The sequence below is a fragment of the Streptomyces sp. DSM 40868 genome (assembly GCF_011820545.1).
GTDB classification, from domain to species: Bacteria; Actinomycetota; Actinomycetes; order Streptomycetales; family Streptomycetaceae; genus Streptomyces; species Streptomyces eurythermus.
On sequence record NZ_CP050504.1, the window covers coordinates 8,328,535 to 8,349,044 of the forward strand.

Consider the following 20,510-nt stretch of genomic DNA (forward strand, 5'->3'; position numbering starts at 1 on the left):
CCGGGGTGGCCGAGGATCGCAACACCACCTACGAGGTCGCCGCAGACAACAACTTGCCCGGTGGCGGTCGCACTCCGGGGCGGCCGAGGATCGCAACGGCATCACCCCGACCACCGGCAGCCCCGGCGGCTTCGTGGCGGTCGCTCTCCGGGGCGGACGAGGATCGCAACTGCTTGGCGGCGCGTACGTTCACTCGGGCCTCGACCGTGGCGGTCGCCCTACGGGGCGGCCGAGGACCGCAACAGTTCGGCCGGTTCAGAGTGACCGGTTACGGGGGGCGGTCGCCCTCCGGGGTGGCCGAGGATCGCAACCGTGAGGGCGCGGCGTGGCTGTGCACCGGCTGCAAGGTGGCGGTCGCCCTCCGAGGCGACCGAGAATCGCAACAGCGCCTCGTACACCTTGCCCCGGCCGGCCACGATGGTGGCGGTCGCCCTCCGGGGCGGCCGAGGATCGCAACACGTTCGACACGGGCCAGGAGAAGGAAGACCGGCTCCGCGGCGGTCGTCCTCCGGGGCGGCCGAGGATCGCAACGTCACGGACATACGCCCTGACCGGGCCTGCATGGTCGTGGCGGTCGCCCTCCGGGGCGGCCGAGGATCGCAACATCTCGTCCATCGTGAGGATGGCCAGTCGCCAGGGCTTGTGGCGGTCGTCCTCCAGGGCGACTGAGGATCGCTACCTCCCCTGGACGGCCGCCTGATGGACCTGCTGCTCACCTACGACGTCGACACCACTAGTACTGCAACGGTGCTTGCCGTGACTGATGGCCAGCTCAGTCGTTGGTGTGGTTATGGGTGGGGACCTTGCTGATGTCAGGCTGTGGGCCGGTGAACTGGACGCTGTGCATGACCGGTTCGTGCACCGGTTCAACAGGGAAGAACCGCGTCAGTCGGCGCTCGCTTACATGCGAGGCTTGGTCGCACCGCTGGAGCGGAAGAACGGCTGGACGCTGGCGGAGGAAGCCGGGCACGAGGGTCCCGATCGCATCCACCGGTTGCTGAACCGGATCGAGTGGGATGCCGACGAGGTCCTGGACGACGTACGCGACTACGTCGTGGAACACCTCGGCGACCGAGACGCCGTGCTGATCATCGACGACACCGGCTTCCTGAAGAAGGGCCTGCGGTCGGCCGGGGTGCAAAGGCAATACTCCGGAACCGCCGGCCGGACCGAGAACTGCCAGATCGGTGTGTTCCTCGCCTACGCCACCGGCCGCGGCCGCACGCTGATCGACCGGCGGCTGTATCTGCCCACGTCGTGGACGGACGACCGGGAACGCTGCCGACGGGCCGGCATCGGCGACGAAGTCGCCTTCGAGACGAAGGTGGCCATGGCCAAGGCGATGGTCCACAAGGCCATCGCGGACCGGATCCCGTTCACCTGGGTGACGGCGGATGCCGCCTACGGCTTCAGCAAGGGCTGGCGCTTCGAGCTCGAGCAGGCCGATGTCTTCCATGTCATGGCCACCACCCGGCACGACACCGTCGTCACGCGCTGGGCACTCGACCATCCCGTCCACGACCTGTTCCCCGGCCTGCCGCGGCAGAAGTGGAAGCGTCGTTCCTGCGGCGAAGGGGCACACGGCCGGCGGATCTACGACTGGGCCCGCGTCGAGGTCAGGCCCTGGCACCGCGAGGACCGCCGGCACTGGGTGATCGCACGCCGCAGCGTCAGCCGACCCGAGGAGATCTCCTACTACATCGCCTACTGCCCCGCCGACACCACACTGGACGAGCTGATCCGCGTCGCGGGTAGCCGCTGGGCTGTTGAGGAATGCTTCCAGACCGCCAAGCAGGAATGCGGCCTGGACGACTACCAGGTCCGCCGCTACCCCGGCTGGCACCGCCACATGACCCTGGCCATGGCCGCCCATGCATGCCTGACCGTCCTGCGGGCCCGACAGCTGGACACGGAGAAAGCAGAAACGGATCCTCCCAGCTCATCCACCTCAGCCTCGCCGAAATCCGACGGCTGATCACCCGCCTCACCAGCCGCCGTCCCACCCCGGTCGGCCACGTCCTGCACTGGTCGACCTGGCGCCGACGACGCCAACACCAAGCCCGCACCAGCCACTACAAACGACGCGGACACAGCCCTTGACCTGGCCAGCACTCAGCACAAACACCGTTGCAGTACTAGGCCCTGTCGTCAAATGATCTTGGCTGGGGGATCATGGTCGTGTGATACGTCGTCATGAACTGTCCGATGCCGAGTGGGAGTTCCTTCGGCCGCTGCTGCCAGTCTCGTTGCGGGGCCGGAAGCGGTTGGACGACCGGACGGTCCTCAACGGGATCGTATGGAAGTTCCGTACCGGAGTGGCCTGGCGGGACGTGCCCGAGCGGTACGGACCGTGGGCCACGCTGCACACCCGTTTCCGCCGGTGGGCCAAGGACGGAACATTCGAGCGGATGCTGCGGGCAGCGCAGGCCAAGGCGGACGCGGCCGGGGACATCGACTGGCTGGTGTCGGTCGACTCCACGATCGTGCGGGCCCACCACCACGCCGCAGGAGCCCGAAAAGGGGGCCCCGGGCACTCGGACGGTCGCGAGGCGGCCTGACCAGCAAGATTCATCTGGCCTGCGATGCCTTCGGTCGCCCGCTCGCGCTTGTGGTCACCGGCGGCAACACCAACGACTGCACCCAGTTCACCACGGTGATGGAGGCGATCCGGGTGCCCCGCATCGGCCCTGGCCGGCCCCGGACCAGGCCGTCTCATGTCATCGGTGACAAGGGCTACAGCTCGAAGGCGATCCGCACCTGGCTGCGGCGGCGGGGCATCGCTCACACGATCCCCGAGCGGGCCGACCAGGTTCGCAACCGCCTCCGCCGTGGCAGCCGTGGTGGCCGGCCCCCGGCCTTCGACCAGCAGCTCTACAGGCGGCGCAACGTGGTGGAACGGTGCTTCAACCGGCTGAAGCAGTGGCGCGGCATCGCCACCCGTTACGACAAGACGGCCGAGTCCTACCAGGCAGCCGTTACCCTCGCATCCCTGCTGATGTGGGCGTGACATTTGACGACACCACCAGCCCAGCTGGCCAACGCCGCCTTCGCCGCGTCGCGAAACTCTGTGAAGGCCACGGCCTGCGGGTCCAGAAATCCGTTTTCGAGATCGTCGCCGATGAAAAGACACTCCTCACCCTCCTCCATGACCTCGACCAGATCATCGACTCCGACACCGACAGCATCCGGCTCTACCGGCTGCCCGCCGACGGCTTCGACCACGTCCAGACTCTCGGCATCGCACAGGTCCAGCCCCATCGTGGAGACCTTGTACTCTGACGGACCATGACGCCCGCTAGACGACCGACGGGCGGATGCGTGTTCGTCCCGCCCGCCTGCTTCGGAACCGGAAGCACACACGCGACACGCGGATCGCACCGAAGTCAAATGTCCGCATTCAGTAGCTCTGTCGCCTGTCGCTCCACTACTCGGGAGCGAGCGGTAGGCTGATTTTGCTGCTCAGACAGCGTGGCGGTCGCCCTCCGGGGCGGCCGAGGATCGCAACTCGGCGTCCGCGAACACCCGGTCCGCGGCCTGGTCGTGGCGGTCGCCCTCCGGGGCGGCCGAGGATCGCAACAGAAATCCGTACGCCACGGAGAGGGCGAAGATCTCGGTGGCGGTTGAGGATCGCAACACCCGATGGATATCGGCGGATGTGAGTCCGACGGAGAGTGGCGGTCGCCCTCCGGGGCGGCCGAGGATCGCAACCCATGTCTGCCGGAGGAGCGGAGACGCCCCATGTGTGGCGGTCGCCCTCTGGGGCGGCCGAGGATCGCAACCGATTCTGAGGTCGGTGAGGGATCATGACCTGGACGGTGGCGGTCGCCCTCCGGGGCGGCCGGGGATCGCAACAGGTCGTCCGGCGATCCGGTCCGGAACCTGACGCGGGGTGGCGGTCGCTCTCCGGGGCGGCCGAGGATCGCAACTTCTGGGAGGTCCGCGGATGGGGCCGCCACGGCACCAGTGGCGGTCGCCCTCCGGGGCGGCCGAGGATCGCAACGGCGTCTGCAACACCCCCGGCTCCGCGCGCCGCGCGTGTGGCGGTCGCCCTCCGGGGCGGCCGAGGGTCGCAACCCAGGCGTTCGCGCACGTCACCGGCCCAGGTGAGCATGGTGGCGGTCGCCCTCCGAGGCGGCCGAGGATCGCAACGAGGCGCGGTAGAGGGCGCCGCCGAGGAAGGCGTGTGGCGGTCGCCCTCCGGGGCGGCCGAGGATCGCAACGCCGACTCCGGCCGGAGCTTCGGCCACCCTCGCGTGTGGCGGTCGCCCTCCGGGGCGGCCGAGGATCGCAATAGCAACCTCGCCCGGGTCCGCTCCTGCTCGGCGGACCGTTTGCAGGGTGATCAGCTAGTCGGGGATCTCATGCACACCCATGGATCTTAGGTGGCGGGCGCCCAGTGCTGCCGGTTCCCTTCACCGACTGATCGGGTGCAGCACCTCCCAGCGATCAGCTGGTCGTCCGGCCGGGCCGGCATCCGGCTGGGCTGCGCAGAGAAGCCGCCGTCGTTCGCGCTCGGGCTGGGCCGGACCCGCTCGATGCGTCTGCAGGTCATCTCGCGTATCCCCTGAACGGGTAGAGGCTGAGGTTTCCCGGGCGCGTCGCGTGGAGTCGCCGTTACGAAGAGCACGACCAGTGATCTCCGAAAGGACTCCGTCGTGCGTTTCGCCCAGACCGCCGCCCCCGCCGCTGCCCTCGCGGCCCTGCTCACCCCCGCCGCCGCCCATGCCGTCCCGGCCGCTGATCCCATCGGGCGCGCCGCGGGCCGGGCCGTCACCCTGCCGGTGCGCGACGGCCTAGCCGCTCTGCCCGTCCGCGACGAGGACCGCACCGGGTATGAGCGCACCAAGTTCAAGCACTGGGTCGACGCGGACAAGGACGGCTGCAACACCCGCGCCGAGGTGCTGATGACCGAGGCCGTCATCGCACCCGAGCAAGGCGCGAGCTGCCGGCTCAGTGGCGGCCGCTGGTACTCGCCGTATGACGACCGCTACTTCACCGGGCCCAGCGGCCTGGACATCGACCATCTGGTCCCGCTCGCCGAGGCATGGGACTCCGGCGCCTCCGCCTGGTCACCGACGGAGCGGGAGGCGTACGCCAACGACTTGGGTGACGGGCGGGCGTTGATCGCGGTGTCGGCGGTGTCGGCGGCGTCGAACCGGTCGAAGGCGGACCAGGATCCGGCGACGTGGCTGCCGCCCGCGGCCGGCTACCGCTGCCAGTACGTCACCGACTGGGTCGCCGACAAGACGCGCTGGGGCCTGAGCATCGACTCCGGCGAGGAAGCCGCCCTGTCCCAGGTCCTCAGCCAGTGCCCCAACGCGCCGATCAGCGTCCCCCTCGCCCGGTAGGGCCGGGACGTTGCGGCCCAGCACCGGCGGTCAGTCCTGCACCGGCAGGTCGGTGGTGTAGTCCGCGAGGAGGCCGGACCGGTTCGCGGCGTACTCGGCGCGCGCCTGGAGGTCTTCCTCGCCGATCGTGGGGTGGACGGGTGGTGTGGCCGGTGCGGGCCAGAGCTGGATCAGGTGCCGTTCGCCGTGGTCGCCGATGCCGGGTTCGGGGTCGTCAGCGTGACAGTACAGGCGCATCCGTATCCAGTGGTCGGGGCCGGGAGCGGGGTGCACACGCAGGGGCGGTTCTTCTTCCGGCCATGCGTCCGTGACGTCGCCGGGGTCGACCGTGGCGAGGTGCACACGGTCGGTCTCGGCCAGCAGGCTGATCTCTTCCGCGGGTTCCCAGTTGCTGTCCGTCTCGGGGGCGGGTGGGCTGTCATGGATCTGGACGGTGAGCTGCAGGGGTCCGGTGTCGGTGGTCGGCAGGACGATGGCGCTGGAGGAGCCGGCGGGGCCGCAGCGCCAGCCGTAGGGCATCTCGTCGGGGTAGTCGTCGTGTTCGGTGAAGCCGATGAGGTATCCGCTCTCGCCGAGGTCGACGGTGAACTCCGCTTCGTGGACCAGCATGAACAAGCTCCCGTTTCACAGCCGAGGTGCTCCTCCCCGAGGCGGCCGGGGAGGAGCACCTTTGGTCTAGCACAAGGTGGTGCGGCGGTTCAGACGATCACGAAGAAGGGGTCGTGGTCCATGACGTGGTAGGCGCGGCGCCAGGTGGTGATGGTCCCGCCCTGGCTGTCGTTCTCCGCCTTCCGCACCCACGTGATGGTGCGCTCCTTGGCCGGCAGGTGGGTGCCGCCCTCGTAGGTGGAGGCGAAGGGGTACTCGTCGCAGGAGGTGCGGCCCACGCGCTTCATGTCGGTCGGCGGGTTCTTCGGGCACACGGCGGCCCGGTTCTTGTTCTTCTGCTTGTCGTTGATCATCCAGTGCAGTGGCCTGCCGCCGTAGGGGTCACCGTAGTGGCCGCCGCGGAGGCGGAGCCCGCGGATGCCGTCGGCGATGATCGGCTGGTTGATCAGAGAGACGCCGGTCGGAGAGTCGGGGATCGCGCATCCGCTGGTGCCGTAGTAGTTGTCGCACCGGTAGACCGCGGAGTCGTACGAGACGGTGCCGGGGCTGTAGCCGGCCTTGGTGAACGTGTACGTGTAGGTGGTCTTCGCCTTGGCGTTGATCTTCTTCTTCGTGATGGGGCTGGTCGTGTAGTCGACGCTGCCGCTCGACTTGCTGTCCAGGGTGCGACCCTGGTCGAAGTGGACCTTGGCCTTCGTCCCGCTCTTGGACGAGGCGGCGATGTTGACGTGCAGGCCCTTGCCCGCCCGCGTGGTCTTCGCCTTGGAGATGGAGAACTTCTCCGACCAGTTGATGGACTTCGCCTTCAGAGTCATCTGGTGCTTGACGTCGAAGTCAGCGGTCCCTTCGAGGACCGGCCCTCCGCGCACGATCTTGACGACGTCGACGTGGATGGTGATCCACTCGCACTCGCTGTACCGGTTCACCGTGATGCGGTTGATGGTGCACGTGGCGTTCGCGTTCGGTGCCGCCACCGCTGATGTGCCGGCCTGCTTGGCCGAGTGACTGACCGTGACGCGCAGCGTGCCGGCGTCCTGCTGCTCCGCCGCCGCCGGCGCACCGACTCCGACGGTCAGCGCGCTCACCGCGATCGCACCGGCAGTGATGGTCCGTCTTAACTCCACTAACTCCCCCAGAGTTCGCTACGGATGCGCCAGGAAACACCAGCAACTGGGCCCCCTCCTGGTCGCGTTGACCGCATCCAAGCACGACGCCTTGAGAGCATGCATCCGGATTACGCCGATCCGGGAGCTCTGCGAACGCTTTCAGACACTGTGGGCTGGCTGCCGCGTCGCCGGGCGGCTACGGCCGCAGTTGGGTGAACAAGCCCTGCTCGGTCTCGACCAGGATTCCGCGCTTGGCCAGCCGTTTGAGTTTCAGGCGGGTGTTGTTGATGTTGTTGGGCGTGATCTCCAGGTCCATCACCTCGCATACCTGCCGCGCCCGCAGCGGTGTGCCGGCCGTGGCGAACGCCGTCATGATCTGCTGGTAGGCCGGATGGTCCGGCAGCTTCGGGGCCGGCGGCGCGGGCGGCTGCCGACCGGGCAGCTCCAGCAGTGTCTTCCGGGTGATCTGGACCTCCTCGGCGGACCGGCTGAGTTCGTCCAGCCGTGCGGTCAGCTGCGCGATCTGCTTCCTCGTCGCGTCGGTCTGTACGGTGATCTCCCGTTCCCGCTCCTCCAGCCGTACCAGCACCGCCCCGAGGGTCAGCTCCCCGCCGGTCATGAGCTGCGCCAGGCCGCAGCGGTAGCCCCGGTCAGCCGGCGCAGTGTCACCGCGGTCATCGCCCAGTACACCCGCGACTCCGAACTACGGGGCAGGTGCTCGTAGTCGCGCACGGGCAGGCGGCGCAGCATCAAGATCCCGTAGGCGCGCTCCACGATCCACCGTCTGAGGATCGGCACGAACCCGGTCTGGCCCGGGTTGCGCTCGCCGATCTCCACCTCGATGCCCACCGCCTGCCCGTGCGCGACGACGGCGTTCTTGAAGCCCTGGTCGACCAGCGTCTTCAGAACGGTGTCGGTGTCGGCGGCGACCTTGTCCAGCAGCGTGATGCCGACGGCGTTCTCGGGCGCTGACGCGGCCACCACGACGACCGCGATCACCAGCCCCAGGACGTCAACGGCCGGGCCGCGCTTGCGGCCCGGTACTTTTTTGCCGCATCACGCCCCGTCGACTCCGCCGGCACCCCGGCCGCCGCGTGAACGCTCTGGGTGTCGAGCACCACCAGGCTCGGGTCCGCGCCTTCCGCCGGGCCTTCTCGCGCACCTGCCAGCGCAGCAGGTCGTGGATGGTCTGGTCGGTGCCGTCGTCGCGCCCCTTGGTGAAGTAATACATCACCGCGCCGCGCGGCGGCAGGTCGTGCAGAAGCAGGTCCCACTGGCATCCGGTGGGGCCCTAATGGAGGAGCGCGTTGACGATTTCGCGCATCTCGTACCGGCCTTATGGCCGCTGACCGAGCGGTGTGCGGCCTTCCACGCGGCGATCACCGGTTCAACCAGCGCCCACTGCTCGTCGGACAGGTCGGTCTTGTAGGGCTGGCGCTCGCTCACGGTGTTCAGCCCAGTATGTCTGAGCCCTCCGGCCGGCTGGACTGCCGCAGTCCCAAACGTTCACGTGACGACAAACCGTCTATCAAGTCGCATACCACCCTCTCGCTTTGATTGGCAGACCCGCGATCCGCTACCAGCGCCAGGGATAAGCACATCAGTCAGATTATCACATATGTAAATTCTCTTATTCGAAAAAAGGAATCGAACTGCACCCTTTCGGGGAAATGTGCCCGCGGGTAGATTGGGTTAGCCTTGCATATGAGACGCATGGAGTTCCCATATGGGAACTCCATGCGTGGGAGAACGGTGTTTCGACGAGCGCAAGGTGGTCTTGACGTGGTAGAGAATGGGATTTCCGCCGCCGAGATTAAGGGCGTTACGTGGAAGAAAGCGCGAGGAAGTGTCGGCGCGGGGGAGTGCGTCGAGGCGGCCGGGCTGCCCGGGGGTGGTGTCGCCCTCAGGAACTCCCGGCACCCGGCTGGCCCGGCCCTCATCTTCACCGGTGCCGAGTGGGATACGTTCGTAGCGGGTGTCAAAGGTGACGAGTTCGACCGTCTCGCCAACTAGGAAGCGCAACGCGTAATGCATTGGCCATAGTTTGTGGTGGCGGGCATGCCTCCGGCATGCTGTATGGGAACCTCTGCCCTCTGTCCAGTTCCCGGAGTTTGCATGGCCGCCATCCACAATCCCCGGCCTGACCTTGTGGTTCCGATGCAGAATTCCGGCGAGACCCTAAGCGGCCGGATGCTGGGCGACGAGCTTCGTCGTCTACGTGAACGGCGAGGTTACACCCTCGCCGACGCGGCGCGAGTGATCCGCGCAAGCACCTCGAAGGTCAGTCGGCTGGAGCGGGGACAGAACCCGGTCAAGTACCGCGACTTGAACGATCTCGCCGAGTTCTACGGTGTCTCCCGCGAGGAACGAGCTCATCTTGACCACTTGCACCAGCAGGTCGGGAACGAGGATCTGATCCAGCGGTTCAACGATGTCACGCCGGCCTTTTTCAAACGCCTAATCCGTCTAGAACGGGCCGCGCACCGGATTACAGTCTACGAACCCCGCGTCGTACCGGGCCTCTTACAGACGGAGGGGTATGCGCGTGCGCTGGTGCGACTCACGGAGATCGATCGCTCCGACAGGGACATTGAGCTCATCGTCCGCCTTCGAATGGAGCGCCAGCTCATGCTCGACGGTGAGTTTCCCCGATTGGCAGCACTCATATATGAGAGAGCTCTTTACCAGCCGTATGGTCCGAGCGACATGATGGCGGAGCAGATGTACCACCTTCGCGACGCGGCCAAGGCCGACAAGGTGAACGTACGCATCCTGCCGAAGCAGTTCATCGCGTTGCCAACTCCCATTTTCCACCTGATGTTTCCTGATGGTGAGCACCAGGAGCTGGCCTACGTCGAGCACGCGAACAGTGCTAACTACATCACGCAGAGAGCAGAACTCGACCGCACACGCAAGCAGCTGACCAACATCTGTAACAACGTCTACGACCGGGAAGACAGCGTGTCGGCGTTGGAAAGGGCCATTGACTATTGGGAGCAGAGTGCTGCTGAGGAGCAGCCAGGCTAGGCGCCGGCACTGGTTGGCTGCTCCTTAAGCGAGGGCTTCACCTGCAGACGCGACCGACTCCGCCCCACTCGACCCAGTCGGTTGGGCGCATATGCGGAGGCGGAGGTGGGGAGTCGGGAAGCCAGTCGATTACGTCGACGAGGCCCGGGGGGTCTTCGATCTCCAGAGTTTCGAAGTAGCGTGCTACCTCGTACGGTTGACGTACGCGGCCCCAGTTGCCTCCGGTGGCACTGTCCATGAGGCGAGTAACTCCGTCGCGTACCTCGGGGTCATCGCTGATGAGTTGGCAGATAACCACGTAGCTGCCGGGCGCGAGCTGTGCCGAGACGTTTCTTATCAGAGCGGCCGGGTCGTTTTCGTCGTCTGCGTCGGGCAGACAGTGCAGGACTGACACGAAGAGTGCTGCAATGGGCTTGGCCCAGTCGAGGAAGCGGCTAGTGGCGTTTCTGATGTCGTTCGTGCGGCGCATGTCGTAGTCGATGACCAACGTATTCTCGTTGTCATCGAGATGAGTTCTGGCGTGGGCGAGGACCATCGGGTCGTTATCGACATAGACGACCTTGGCATTGGGGTTGATGCCCTGGGCGACCTGATGCACGTTTTCTTGGGTGGGAAGGCCGCTGCCGTGATCCAGGAACTGCGTGATCTTCTTCTCGGCGGCGAGGAATCGTACGACCCTGCGCAGGAAGGCCCTGTTGTTCCGGGCGAGTTGCTGGGTACTTGGCGCGATCTTCAAAAGTTCTCTGCAGGCGGCCCGGTCGACTTCGTAATTCTCCGTTCCCCCTAACAGCCAGTCGTACATGCGTGCTGCGCTGGCCTGGCTGCTGTCGATCAGGCGGATAGTTTGGGGTTTCTCCCCGTTGGTCATACGCGCTCCCGTAGGCCCTGGTCCGGGCTGCCTCCGACGGATGTGAGGGCTGATTCTAGGAGTGCGACCTGGTGACGGCTAGTCAACAAGGGCGATCAACGGGGGCAGAAAAGCGCCACGAGGGGTGTGTAACGCTGGTCAGCGCACGCCCCCTGGGCGGCATGCGCTGACTATGCTTCACCCGTCGAACGAGGTGCCGAGCTCTCGTTCAGCACCGCGCAGCAGGGCGTGCGCGATCGGCTCCGTCATCCCCATGAGGTGAGCAGCGCGCTCTACGGACAGACCCAGATCGTGATGGAGGATCACGATGTCGGCCTGGGCGGGACTGAGGATGGCGTGAAGCCGTACGGCTCGGCTGCAGGTTCGGGGTGTGCGGCGCGCGGCCTCCGCGCGCAGGTCCGTCCAGATGCGAGCCGCAGGACACTGGCTGCTCAGCACCACGGTCCAGCGGTGATCCAGTGCCTCCAGCACGGCATCGACGCATCGCCTCGCCTCCGCCCAGTCGGTGATCCGCTGCTCCACGTACTGGACGTACGCCGGCCGGTTCGCCTCGCACAGCGCCTGATACCCGCGCCAGGAGACGGACAGGCGTGCACGGCTACCCCTCCGGTGGCTCATGACAGCGCCGTCCCTTCACCGGACTCCATCTGCGCGGCCCTCGCAGCGACCCACAACGGCTGGAACAGCGCCGACTCCGCGCCGAACCCTGCCAGAAGCGTGGTCACCACCGACCATGGCGGAACTAGGACTTGTCCGGCCGATCATGTACGAAGCCAGATGGCGAGGGCTGCGGCAGTCGCGGTCCCAAGGAAGACGTAGCCGCGTTTGTCGTAGCGGGTGGCCACGGCCCTAGCGTGCTTGAGCCGGTTGATCGCCCGTTCGACGGTGTTGCGTTTCTTGTACCGCCCTTCGTCGAAGCCGGGTGGCCGTCCGCCGCGTGATCCTTTGCGCAGTCGGGCGGCCTGGCTGTCGGTCTTCTCCGGAATCGTGTGCCGGATGCCCCGGCGCCGCAGGTACTCGCGGCACGGTCCGTTGCTGTACGCCTTGTCCGCCGCGAGGCTCTCAGGTTTCTTGCGCGGCCTGCCCGGCCCGATCCGCGGGACGCGGATCCTCTCCAGCACCGGCTTGAACTGCGTGCAGTCCGCTCGCTGTCCCGGTGTGACGATCAAGGACAGCGGGCGGCAGCGGCCGTCCGCACTCAGGTGGAGCTTGGTGGTGAACCCGCCCCGCGAGCGGCCCAGGCCCTCACCTCCTGCACCACCTCCACCAGGCGGGCGACCAGGCTCTGCCACGGCGTTTCGCCCTGGTGTTCTGCCGGTTCGGCCCCCTTTGAGGCGGGCGCCGGCGGTGGTTCGGTGCGGGCGCCGGCAGCATGCTGATGTGCCCGCACGATGGTGGAGTCGACCGAGATGTTCCAGTCGATCTCCTCAGCCGCGTCGGCCTCGGCCTGGACCTGCTGGAGCAGGCGTTCCCACGTTCCATCGGCCGACCACAGGCGGTGGCGTTCATACACCGTCTTCCATGGGCCGAACCGTTCGGGCAGGTCACGCCACTGAACGCCGGTCCGCACCCGGTGCAGAATCCCGTCGATCACCTGCCGGTGATCCCGCCACCTGCCACAACGCCCGTTGCTGACCGGCAGAAACGGCCGCAGTCGTTCCCACTCGGCATCCGTCAAATCTCCCCGCCCCATGTCCACATCAACGACGCAACGGCGGAGTAGTCACATGATCGGCCGGACAAGTCCTAGCTGCCCGCACAGGGCTGCGCGCGCCACGGTGACGTCGACGTCCGACGCAATCGCCAGGCTGGGCGCGCCGGCCGCCAGCCATGCACCCCGTAAGGCCGCCGCCAGGCGCTCGGTACTGCTCCTGCCCGTGGACAAACGCTCCCCGGAAGCGCACTCCCACAAGTGCAGCAGGTCCTCCGGCTCGCCACGCAGGACATGCGCCACGGTGTACGTCTCAGGCCAAGACGCCGCTGTCCGCCCCTCGACCATGTCCGTCATCTCGCGAAGAGACATCCCCGCCATGGCCGCCGCTTCCAGGAGGCTGACACGGGACACTTTGCAGAGGGTCTGTAGGGCAACCCCTAATGCCTGTCTGGCCCTTGCTGCCTGGCCTGAGCTGCGCGGGCGCGGGACGTGCTGTGCGGCGGACACGGCGCCTGCCGCGGAACCGCCGCCCTCTATCAGGTTCGGCGGCGGCACGCGTCCGACCAACAGGTCCGAGGCGCGGGGGCCACCCCACCTTGCCACGGCCGACGCCCGGCTCACGCCGGCCGCGGCAGCGATGTCCTGCCACCCCTCGCCGCGCCGCAAGGCGCTATCAATCGCGACTGCGACCAGACACTCAGTATCCCGGGCGATGTGCTTGGCGAGTACGAAGACGCTCTCCAAGTCCATCTGCTGGCCGCCGTACAACTGGAGGCTGTTGGTGACCAGATCGTGTGCGATCGGCTGCCAGGACGGTCCCAGAACACGCCGTGAGCGGTCTCGCTCGCGTTGGGCCCGGCGCCTGCACTTCGGCGTGCAGTAGGTTCGTGGGCGCCCGCCCTTTCCTGTCTTCTCGATCGGGGAGTTGCACCGCAGGCACCGGACCCCCCGTGATGGCTCTGCCATCAGGTCTCCCTTCGCCCCCCTGGGCGCGGTTGCCCACAGCGCTGGGGGACACCAGCAGTTGAGCCGGGTGGAGCCGCTCTTCAGCGGCCCCACCCGACGAGGGATCAGGCCCTGCGGTAGCGGACTCGGCGAAGCACGCTCCCGTGACTGGCCTTTAGGAGGATCACGACGCCCGGCAGGACGAGCGGCCAGTAGCCGGGCAGGCTCGACGGGACGAGCGGCCAGTAGCCGGGCAGGCTCGACGGGACGAGCGGCCAGTAGCCGGGCAGGCTCGACGGGACGAGCGGCCAGTAGCCGGGCAGGCTCGACGGGACGAGCGGCCAGTAGCCGGGCAGGCTCGACGGGACGAGCGGCCAGTAGCCGGGCAGGCTCGACGGGACCGGGCGTACTGTCACGAAGACAACGGCAGCGATGACCACAAGGATGGCGGTCACCCAACTCCCGTACACACGCACATCGGTCCGCGAGACTGTCGTGGTTTCGCTTGCACGCGCGGGAGGGATACTCCCGTGGGGACAACCCAGGGGTGCCTTACCAGGCCCTGGGGTAGCTCCAAAGGTCAAGTTCCTAACCTTCCTCGGTTAGCGATGGCCTGATAGGTGGCCCCGGGGCGCAATCCCGGGGCCATCGGCATCACGGTCCGCCATCAAGTGACCGCGACCCGTCATCAGACTATCGGCAAAATGCAGTCTTCGCGGCAAGTCTCAGAGAGTTCCCTGCGTGCAACCTGAATCCCAGGTGCAATCGGTGTCCAGGTTGACATTCACCAACTTCTTGCTGGCGAAGTTTGATCGACTAGATATCAACTAAGGATCGAATGAGTGTAGAGACTTGCCAGCTTTGAGGTGCGATGGTGACAAACCAGCAGGTGGTGAGAGTTCCACTGTCCTGGGGCTCGCTCTCTGCAGATGCAGGAAAGAGGACGGTGACGTCCGGGTGCACTCGTTCGTGCATATGGGAAAATTGCAAACGTGCGAATGTTAACAGGCTGTCCTCTCTTGGTGCTGCTGCGCGGTTACCGCGTCCGTTGACCTCAAGAGCATCAAGGCGCCGGAGTGTCAACGCCGGGGTGTGCGCGATTTGCTGAGCGAACGCGCGGCTGACGCCCTGCGGGAAGCCCAAAAGTGACTCACCGAATAATTCGTTCACAGTTTCGAGGCTAGGCGAACGTTCCCCTGCAGCGCTGTACTCAAGAGGGCGTGCCCATGGCTACGGAGGTCCTTCGGTGACGAACAGGCGACCGACTCGTAGGTTGACGTCAAGGAATGTCATCACCTCCCCTCTCGCCTTCGCCGCCCGGTCAGCCGCGATGGGTTCGAGACACTGCAGGGTCGACCCCATGATGCGTGGCTGTGCAGCGGCTGCCTTAGAGGTTGTCCCGTAACTGCTGGTCACAGCTGAGATGATCTTGCCGTGGCTGGTGTGATCACGGCGTCGGAGCCCTCGTGGATAGGCCCGTTCACCGGGCTGAGCCCGCGGCAGTTCAACAAGCTGATCACCACGTTGCGGCGTGAGGGAGCCGATCCGGTCCGCAAGGGCCGGCCGTGGTCGTTGCCGTTGGAGGACCGGGTGCTGCTGGTGGCCGCGTACTGGCGCACCAACCTCACCCTGCGCCGACTCGCTCCGCTGTTCGGCGTGTCCAAGTCGGCGGCCGACCGGATCGTCGGCCACCGCGGGCCGGCTCTCGCGCTCCAGCCCCGGCGGCGGTTCCGCAAGGACACCGTGCTCATCGTGGACGGCACGCTGGTCCTCACCCGCGACCGGGCCGTGGCCGCCTCCAGCAAGAACTACCGCTACTCCACCAACCACCAGGTCGTCATCGGCGCCGACACCCGCCTGGTCGTCGCCGTCGGCAAGCCGCTGCCCGGCAACCGCAACGACTGCCGGGCCTGGAAGGAGTCCGGCGCGAAGACCGCCGTCGGTACCACCCCCGCGGTGATCGCCGACGGTGGCTACCGGGGCACCGGCCTGACCGTCCCGCACTACCGCCGGCACAAGGACGAGGAACTGCCGGCCTGGAAGGAGGAGCACAACGCCTCCCACCGCAAGGTCCGCGCCCGCGTCGAGCACACCTTCGCCCGCATGAAGAGCTGAAGATCCTGCGCGACTGCCGCCTCAGAGGAGAGGGCGTCCACCACGCCATGCTCGGCATCGCCCGCCTGCACAACCTCACCCACACCGGATGACAGGCAAACGAGCAGGTCAACCAGCATGATCGTAGCATTTACGGGACACCGTCTAGCACGCGCATTCGTTAATACGCATCGTGTCGCTGCTGGTGTCCTCGGTATGAGGGCCAGGGCGAGCCAAAAGGATTTTTAGAATCTTCGTTTCGTCGTGTCGATGACCGAAGCGGGCAGCGCGCCGGAAAGGCCCTGAGCCGCCCTCCAGCCGCAACGCCTCTTCGCAAGGGGCCTACACTGCGGACTCTGCACGTCGGTGCCGGGCCTCAGCCCAGATTCGCTCGCCCGGCAGTCGGTGCTGTTCGCCCTCTGCCACTTTCAGCGCGTCTCTTGTTTTCTCCGAGCCGGTGCTGTCCCGCAGCCGCTGTCTGGCTGTCACAGGCGGGCGCCGCAGCTGAAGGTGGACGGGCCGCTATCTACCTCCGCAGCAGGGGTTGTCCCCCTGAATCGATGCTCCGGAGTATGGAGTGAGCGCTTAGAAGGCGCCTGCTCTGTTCTGGCGTACACCAGCGATTCCGAGAGCTGCCGGTCCGATCCGTGTGCTGCGCCCTGCCGCTGCCCCTGCTGGCGGGGATGGTGACAGACGGCTCCTCTGACCGACTCATCATGGCTGAGGATGTTGATTCGCCGACGGCAGACACATTTGCCCCCGGTAGGGACTGGAATACAGCGGCGAAGCAAGTAAACCTAGAGCGGTCCTGGGAAAGACCGGCGACCTATCTCATGTCCTAGGCGTATCAGCGGGGTGCGCCGAGCACCGGACTGGGCGCAACATACCCGACGATCGCCGGTTGGCCAAACCGGCATTTCTTCAGACCATTGAATAACCAGGGGACGTCAGTGCGTCCCGATATCTCGTGTAAGGAGTCATGCAGTTTTGTCACAGCTCGCAATAGACGAATCGACCTTGCTTTCCGAGCGGCGCATCGGTGCCCTGCTGCGGTGGGCGCAGCAGAGTCCCGGGACACCGGGGGCGGTCTTTCCCTTCCTCGCTTCCATGGCGGGTGCGGCCCTGCTGCCTGGTGAGGCCACCCGGCTCCGGGTGCACGATGTGACGCTCCCGGAGGAGGGGTTCGGTGAGGTGCGGGTCCGCGCCGGTGAGGGCCGCAGTGTTCCTCTCACCCCGGAGATCGTGGGTGTGCTGCGGCAGTGGATCGACCAGGCCGGCTTGAAGCCGGGTGATCTGCTGTTCCCCGGCGAGCGCGGTGGGCCGCTTGCGTCTTCGGTGTATCGGAAGGCGTGGAAGCAGGCGTGCGAGGCGGTGCTGAGCGGCGAGGAGCGTGAAGCGGGAGTGGGGGAGAGGGTAGCGATTCTCCGCGAGTCCTGCCTGGATCTGTGGCTCAAGGCGGGTGTCCCTGTCTGGGTTGTCGCTGAATGGGCTGGCCTGAGCGCTAGCTGGTTCGCTCAGCGCTACCCGCATCGCTTCCAGGTAGAGGACGTCGAACTCGACTGGGAGCACCTGGCGAAGGTCACGGCTCTGCCGGACTCGCTCAACCGGTAATTTCCCGCCCCGGTCCCTGGCCGGCGCGCGAAGGCGGGGCCCACACGCCACGCCTCTGGAGCGGCGGTTGTTCTGACGGCAGTGGCCTTCGTCTTGGTCCGTCTCGTTGCCCGGCTGGGCCGGTGCGCCGGCTGCCCCTTTTCCCTCTTCAGCTCCCGCGAGGACTCATCGATGCCTGCCCGTTTGCTGTCCGTTCCTGCCGTAGCCGCCGCTCTGGACGTCGACCGGCGTACCGTCTACCGCTTCATTGCCGCCGGAGAACTGCCGGTTGTCGACCTGCGTACCGGAACGGGCCGCTCCCGTGTCCGTGTGCCTGTCGGCGGGCTGGAGGAGTTCATCGCCAGCAGGTCGGTCGTTTCCCCGCGCAACCGTCGCTGACCTCGTGCTGTCGGCCCGTCCCTCATCCCCGAACAAAGGAGTAGTACCGCGTACCTGCGCAAGTTGACATCAGGCAAGTGGCAGGCGACCGTACGCAACCGGAGCGGAGACCGGTTCAGCGAGAGCTTCCCGCTCAAAGCCCAGGCCCGTGCCTGGGGTATCGAGATGGAGACCCAGTTCGCCCGCGGCACCATGCGTGATCCGCGGGCCGGTGAGATGGCCTTCCGTGAGTGGCACGACCGGTGGTGGAACGCCCGTGTGGTCGAGCCCCACACCCTGCGGGGAGACGCCTCCAGCATCAAGAACCACGTTCTGCCCTACTGGGCGGAGTGGGAGATGCGGGCCATCACCCGCATGGACGTCCAGAGCTGGATCCGCAGCCTGATCGAGAAGGGCACGGGCCCCGCGGCCATCAAGCGGGCCTACAACCTGACGTCCTCGATCATGCGGGCGGCCGTCGACGACGACGTCATCGCGGTGAGTCCGTGCCGCAGCATCGACCTGCCCCCGATTGCCGTGAAGCCGCCGCAGTGGTTCACGCTCGACCAGGCGCAGAGCATTCTGGACGAACTCCCCACCGCGTGGAAGACGATGTGCCTGCTCGGCTTCTACACCGGGCTGCGCTGGGGGGAACTCTCCGGGCTGCACTGCCACCGCATCGACCGGCGCCGTTCGCGCCTGTTCGTGGTGGAGGTCAACACCAAGAGCGGCATCAAGGAGTACCCCAAGAGCTCCAAGAGCCGACGCGAGGTCCCGCTCCCGCCCCACGTCCTGGAGGCGCTCGAACGCCACATCCACCGGCTCGACCGTGACGCGTTGGTCTTCACCACCATCACCAAGGGCCGGGCCGGTCGCCGCCTGGACGACGGGAACTGGCGCCGGCAGACCTGGTGGCCGGCCGTCGACGCCGCCTGCTACTTCGACAGCGACGGCGAACAGCAGCCCGTCCCGCACTATCCGCCGCACTCCATGCGCCACACCTGCGCCTCGTGGCTGGTGCAGAAGGGAGTATCGCTCTACGAGGTCCAGCACCTCCTCGGTCACGAGAGCTTCCAGACCACCCAGCGCTACGCCCACCTCCAGCCCGACGCCCACAAGGCCGTCCTCGGTGCGTGGCAGCGCCTGGACTCCCCGCTCGTCATCGCCGCGTGAACACGCCTCCGCCCTGTCCCCTCAAGGACAGGGCGGAGGCGTTCGCGCACTCAGGGATGCTCCGTGAGCGCTTCGTCGGGCGGCGTCCAGCGGCCGTCACTGTCGTACGGCCAGGGGTGGGCGTAAGGATCCGCCTGGAGGAGTTCGGCCAGAACCTGACGGCTGGCCGGCGGAACAGGCGCCTTCCTGCTGACCATGGTCGCCGCCATCCACCGCTACGGTATGGGCTACCCGGCCGGCGGCTCGGGCGCCCTCCTCGCTGTCCTCGCCGATGACGGTGCCACGGTACGCACCAGCGCGCGGTGCAGCAGATTGTTTTCACCTCCGGCGGGGCAACCGGCGTACAGCTCACCGACGAAGAGGTGCTGTCCGCCCGCAAGGCCGTCGTCACGGACCTGAGTCCGCCAGCTGCCCGCGCTCGTCGCTGGCCGCTTCGGCCACGACTGGGAGCGCAAAGCTGCCAGGGTCAAAGCGGCCCCTTCACCCTGCTGTGCGGCCACCTCGCTCTGTCGGAACGGCCGCAGTTCAAAGCCGGGGACGAGGTGAGCGCCGCGGGCCTTCAGGAGACCGCACTGCCGTTGCCCGACGGGCCTTATCTGCATCTGTCAAGTGCAACTGCTGGTCACAGGCCCAAAGCTTGTGCAGGCACATCAGGCACGTTCCTCGCCGCCGATGCGAGAGGATCGGCACGATAGGGGCTACGGACGAGGCACTCGAGCGAAGCGAGGACGAGGGACCTCCTCAGCGACGACTGATGGCGATCTCTGAAAACGGCCGCGCTGTCGGTGCGGCCCCCTACAGTTCCGTCATGTCCAACTATCAACGGCCGCAGCCGAATCGAAAGTTCATGCTGGTCGAGTTCCCCGCCGGCACCCACCTCGACCGCTCCCGTGCCTCCTCCGGCGGTATGCGGGGTACCGCCCGCGATCACCGGGACAACTCGCTCGTTGCCCAGACCGAACTCTTCGACGCCGACGACCGGTACGACGAGGGCTAAAGGGACGGCCTAAGGAACCTCCTCGTCAACTGCGCCACCGACATTGCGGTTGAGGTCGCTCAAACCGTGACGGTCGCCGCCGTGGAGGTTGCCACCCCGTACCTCAAGGACGGGGCACGCCGATTCAAAGAGAAGCTGCGACGCAGGCCCAAGGACACCCCGGCCGCCGAGGTGGTACAGGAGGCTGCCCCCGAGCGGCCGACTGCGTCTGGTCTCCGACCGGTGACTGCTGCCGCCAACGGCCGCGACCAAGTGGACCTCGTCCTGCGTGCCGACCAGGGTGACGCCAATGTGCAGGCCGCGCTGGAGCGAATCAACACGCGCGCGGCCGAGACATATGGCATCGCCGCGCACTACTCCGCCAGCCTGCCCGCGGCAGACGTTGTCGGCGAGGCCATGCGCCAGGCGCTGGCAGCAGCCGCGCCCGGCTACGTCGCCGCCGCCCTCGAACGCCTCGCCTTCGACGACGAGCTTGGCCTGACCCCCGCGCAGCAGAAGCGCCTGCGGGATCGCGCCGCGGAGCTCGACCCCGGCGTGGTCGAAGACCTCACCGGCGCCAATGCCCCGCTCGCGTAGCCCGGACGCTCCGGGCGCGAGAGTGGCCGCTGCGCATACGGCCCCCGATCGGGCGCCCCCCGGCCGGGGGACGTCGCCGTCCTGTGAGCTACTGGTCACTTCGTGGCAGCTTCAGGTGGACAGGGCGCAGACGGGTGACCGCAGT

Annotated in this window: 20 protein-coding genes, 4 pseudogenes and 1 CRISPR repeat array; of the genes and pseudogenes, 13 read left to right on the forward strand and 11 right to left on the reverse strand. The window is 67.0% G+C overall.

The features are described from left to right. Positions 1-790: 790 nt before the first annotated feature. From HB370_RS37340 to HB370_RS37360, 5 genes and pseudogenes are all read left to right on the forward strand, one after another. Positions 791-1,975 carry an IS701 family transposase gene (locus HB370_RS37340; protein WP_037703471.1) on the forward strand — a complete coding sequence of 395 codons (1,185 nt, stop codon included), beginning with the start codon at positions 791-793 and terminating at the stop codon, positions 1,973-1,975. A gap of 208 nt (positions 1,976-2,183) precedes the next feature. Beyond that, positions 2,184-3,007: pseudogene (locus HB370_RS37345) on the forward strand (IS5 family transposase). After that, on the forward strand, positions 3,004-3,279 hold the full coding sequence (cas2, locus tag HB370_RS37350) for a CRISPR-associated endonuclease Cas2 (protein WP_244405786.1): 276 nt from the start codon (positions 3,004-3,006) through the stop codon (positions 3,277-3,279). The pseudogene HB370_RS37345 and the gene cas2 overlap by 4 nt, the downstream one beginning before the upstream one ends. Positions 3,280-3,468: 189 nt before the next feature. Next, positions 3,469-4,292: a CRISPR direct-repeat array (repeat unit 37 nt; unit sequence GTGGCGGTCGCCCTCCGGGGCGGCCGAGGATCGCAAC). A gap of 135 nt (positions 4,293-4,427) precedes the next feature. After that, the gene (locus HB370_RS37355) at positions 4,428-4,568 is read left to right on the forward strand and encodes a hypothetical protein (protein ID WP_157855698.1); all 141 of its coding nucleotides are present in this window, start codon (positions 4,428-4,430) and stop codon (positions 4,566-4,568) included. A gap of 177 nt (positions 4,569-4,745) precedes the next feature. Then, the gene (locus HB370_RS37360; protein WP_342451015.1) at positions 4,746-5,348 is read left to right on the forward strand and encodes an HNH endonuclease family protein; all 603 of its coding nucleotides are present in this window, start codon (positions 4,746-4,748) and stop codon (positions 5,346-5,348) included. A 30-nt stretch (positions 5,349-5,378) separates the two neighbouring features. Here the strand turns inward: HB370_RS37360 and HB370_RS37365 are convergent, their stop codons facing one another. From HB370_RS37365 to HB370_RS37380, 4 genes and pseudogenes are all read right to left on the reverse strand, one after another. Further along, complete coding sequence (locus HB370_RS37365; protein ID WP_030795377.1) at positions 5,379-5,957, reverse strand: hypothetical protein; 579 nt, start codon at positions 5,955-5,957, stop codon at positions 5,379-5,381. A gap of 89 nt (positions 5,958-6,046) precedes the next feature. Then, on the reverse strand, positions 6,047-7,042 hold the full coding sequence (locus tag HB370_RS37370; protein WP_244405788.1) for a NucA/NucB deoxyribonuclease domain-containing protein: 996 nt from the start codon (positions 7,040-7,042) through the stop codon (positions 6,047-6,049). Between the two features lie 217 nt (positions 7,043-7,259). Then, positions 7,260-7,682: a hypothetical protein gene (locus HB370_RS37375; RefSeq protein ID WP_030795382.1), complete on the reverse strand. Its 423-nt coding sequence runs from the start codon at positions 7,680-7,682 to the stop codon at positions 7,260-7,262. After that, a pseudogene (locus HB370_RS37380) lies at positions 7,679-8,509 on the reverse strand (transposase). Before HB370_RS37380 ends, HB370_RS37375 begins: the two are co-directional and overlap by 4 nt. 291 nt (positions 8,510-8,800) lie before the next feature. On the opposite strand from HB370_RS37380, the gene HB370_RS37385 reads away from it, so the two are divergent. After that, positions 8,801-9,076, forward strand: coding sequence for a DUF397 domain-containing protein (locus HB370_RS37385; RefSeq protein ID WP_078637880.1), 276 nt, complete (start codon positions 8,801-8,803; stop codon positions 9,074-9,076). A 102-nt stretch (positions 9,077-9,178) separates the two neighbouring features. Further along, positions 9,179-10,090, forward strand: a complete 912-nt coding sequence (locus tag HB370_RS37390) for a helix-turn-helix transcriptional regulator (protein WP_051816346.1) — start codon at positions 9,179-9,181, stop codon at positions 10,088-10,090. A 37-nt stretch (positions 10,091-10,127) separates the two neighbouring features. Here HB370_RS37390 and HB370_RS37395 read toward each other — a convergent pair whose 3' ends face one another. From HB370_RS37395 to HB370_RS37420, 6 genes and pseudogenes are all read right to left on the reverse strand, one after another. Further along, positions 10,128-10,958: an SAM-dependent methyltransferase gene (locus tag HB370_RS37395; RefSeq protein ID WP_030795389.1), complete on the reverse strand. Its 831-nt coding sequence runs from the start codon at positions 10,956-10,958 to the stop codon at positions 10,128-10,130. A 177-nt stretch (positions 10,959-11,135) separates the two neighbouring features. Further along, entirely contained in the window at positions 11,136-11,480 is a 345-nt protein-coding gene (locus tag HB370_RS37400; RefSeq protein ID WP_157855699.1) for a hypothetical protein, read from the reverse strand. A gap of 239 nt (positions 11,481-11,719) precedes the next feature. Further along, positions 11,720-12,651 (reverse strand): annotated as a pseudogene (locus HB370_RS37405) (IS5 family transposase). Between the two features lie 30 nt (positions 12,652-12,681). Next, complete coding sequence (locus tag HB370_RS37410) at positions 12,682-13,023, reverse strand: hypothetical protein (protein ID WP_157855700.1); 342 nt, start codon at positions 13,021-13,023, stop codon at positions 12,682-12,684. 659 nt (positions 13,024-13,682) lie between these two features. After that, positions 13,683-13,973, reverse strand: coding sequence for a hypothetical protein (locus tag HB370_RS37415; RefSeq protein ID WP_167513082.1), 291 nt, complete (start codon positions 13,971-13,973; stop codon positions 13,683-13,685). 400 nt (positions 13,974-14,373) lie between these two features. Continuing rightward, the gene (locus HB370_RS37420; RefSeq protein ID WP_157855701.1) at positions 14,374-14,727 is read right to left on the reverse strand and encodes a hypothetical protein; all 354 of its coding nucleotides are present in this window, start codon (positions 14,725-14,727) and stop codon (positions 14,374-14,376) included. Positions 14,728-14,991: 264 nt separating this feature from the next. Between HB370_RS37420 and HB370_RS37425 the strand changes: the two are divergent. From HB370_RS37425 to HB370_RS37440, 4 genes and pseudogenes are all read left to right on the forward strand, one after another. Then, positions 14,992-15,764: pseudogene (locus HB370_RS37425) on the forward strand (transposase). An 874-nt stretch (positions 15,765-16,638) separates the two neighbouring features. Continuing rightward, entirely contained in the window at positions 16,639-17,262 is a 624-nt protein-coding gene (locus tag HB370_RS37430) for a tyrosine-type recombinase/integrase (protein WP_051816349.1), read from the forward strand. Positions 17,263-17,433: 171 nt separating this feature from the next. Next, positions 17,434-17,640 (forward strand): helix-turn-helix domain-containing protein, encoded by a 207-nt coding sequence (locus HB370_RS37435; RefSeq protein WP_030795409.1) that lies wholly within the window; start codon positions 17,434-17,436, stop codon positions 17,638-17,640. Positions 17,641-17,703: 63 nt separating this feature from the next. After that, the gene (locus tag HB370_RS37440; protein WP_167512927.1) at positions 17,704-18,792 is read left to right on the forward strand and encodes a site-specific integrase; all 1,089 of its coding nucleotides are present in this window, start codon (positions 17,704-17,706) and stop codon (positions 18,790-18,792) included. A gap of 50 nt (positions 18,793-18,842) precedes the next feature. Here the strand turns inward: HB370_RS37440 and HB370_RS37445 are convergent, their stop codons facing one another. Then, the gene (locus HB370_RS37445) at positions 18,843-19,001 is read right to left on the reverse strand and encodes a hypothetical protein (RefSeq protein ID WP_157855685.1); all 159 of its coding nucleotides are present in this window, start codon (positions 18,999-19,001) and stop codon (positions 18,843-18,845) included. 599 nt (positions 19,002-19,600) lie between these two features. Between HB370_RS37445 and HB370_RS37450 the strand changes: the two genes are divergently transcribed. Then, a complete protein-coding gene (locus tag HB370_RS37450; protein WP_157855684.1) occupies positions 19,601-19,789 on the forward strand; it encodes a hypothetical protein in 189 nt (62 codons plus the stop codon). A gap of 66 nt (positions 19,790-19,855) precedes the next feature. Then, on the forward strand, positions 19,856-20,365 hold the full coding sequence (locus tag HB370_RS37455; RefSeq protein WP_037703389.1) for a hypothetical protein: 510 nt from the start codon (positions 19,856-19,858) through the stop codon (positions 20,363-20,365). Positions 20,366-20,510 lie beyond the last annotated feature (145 nt).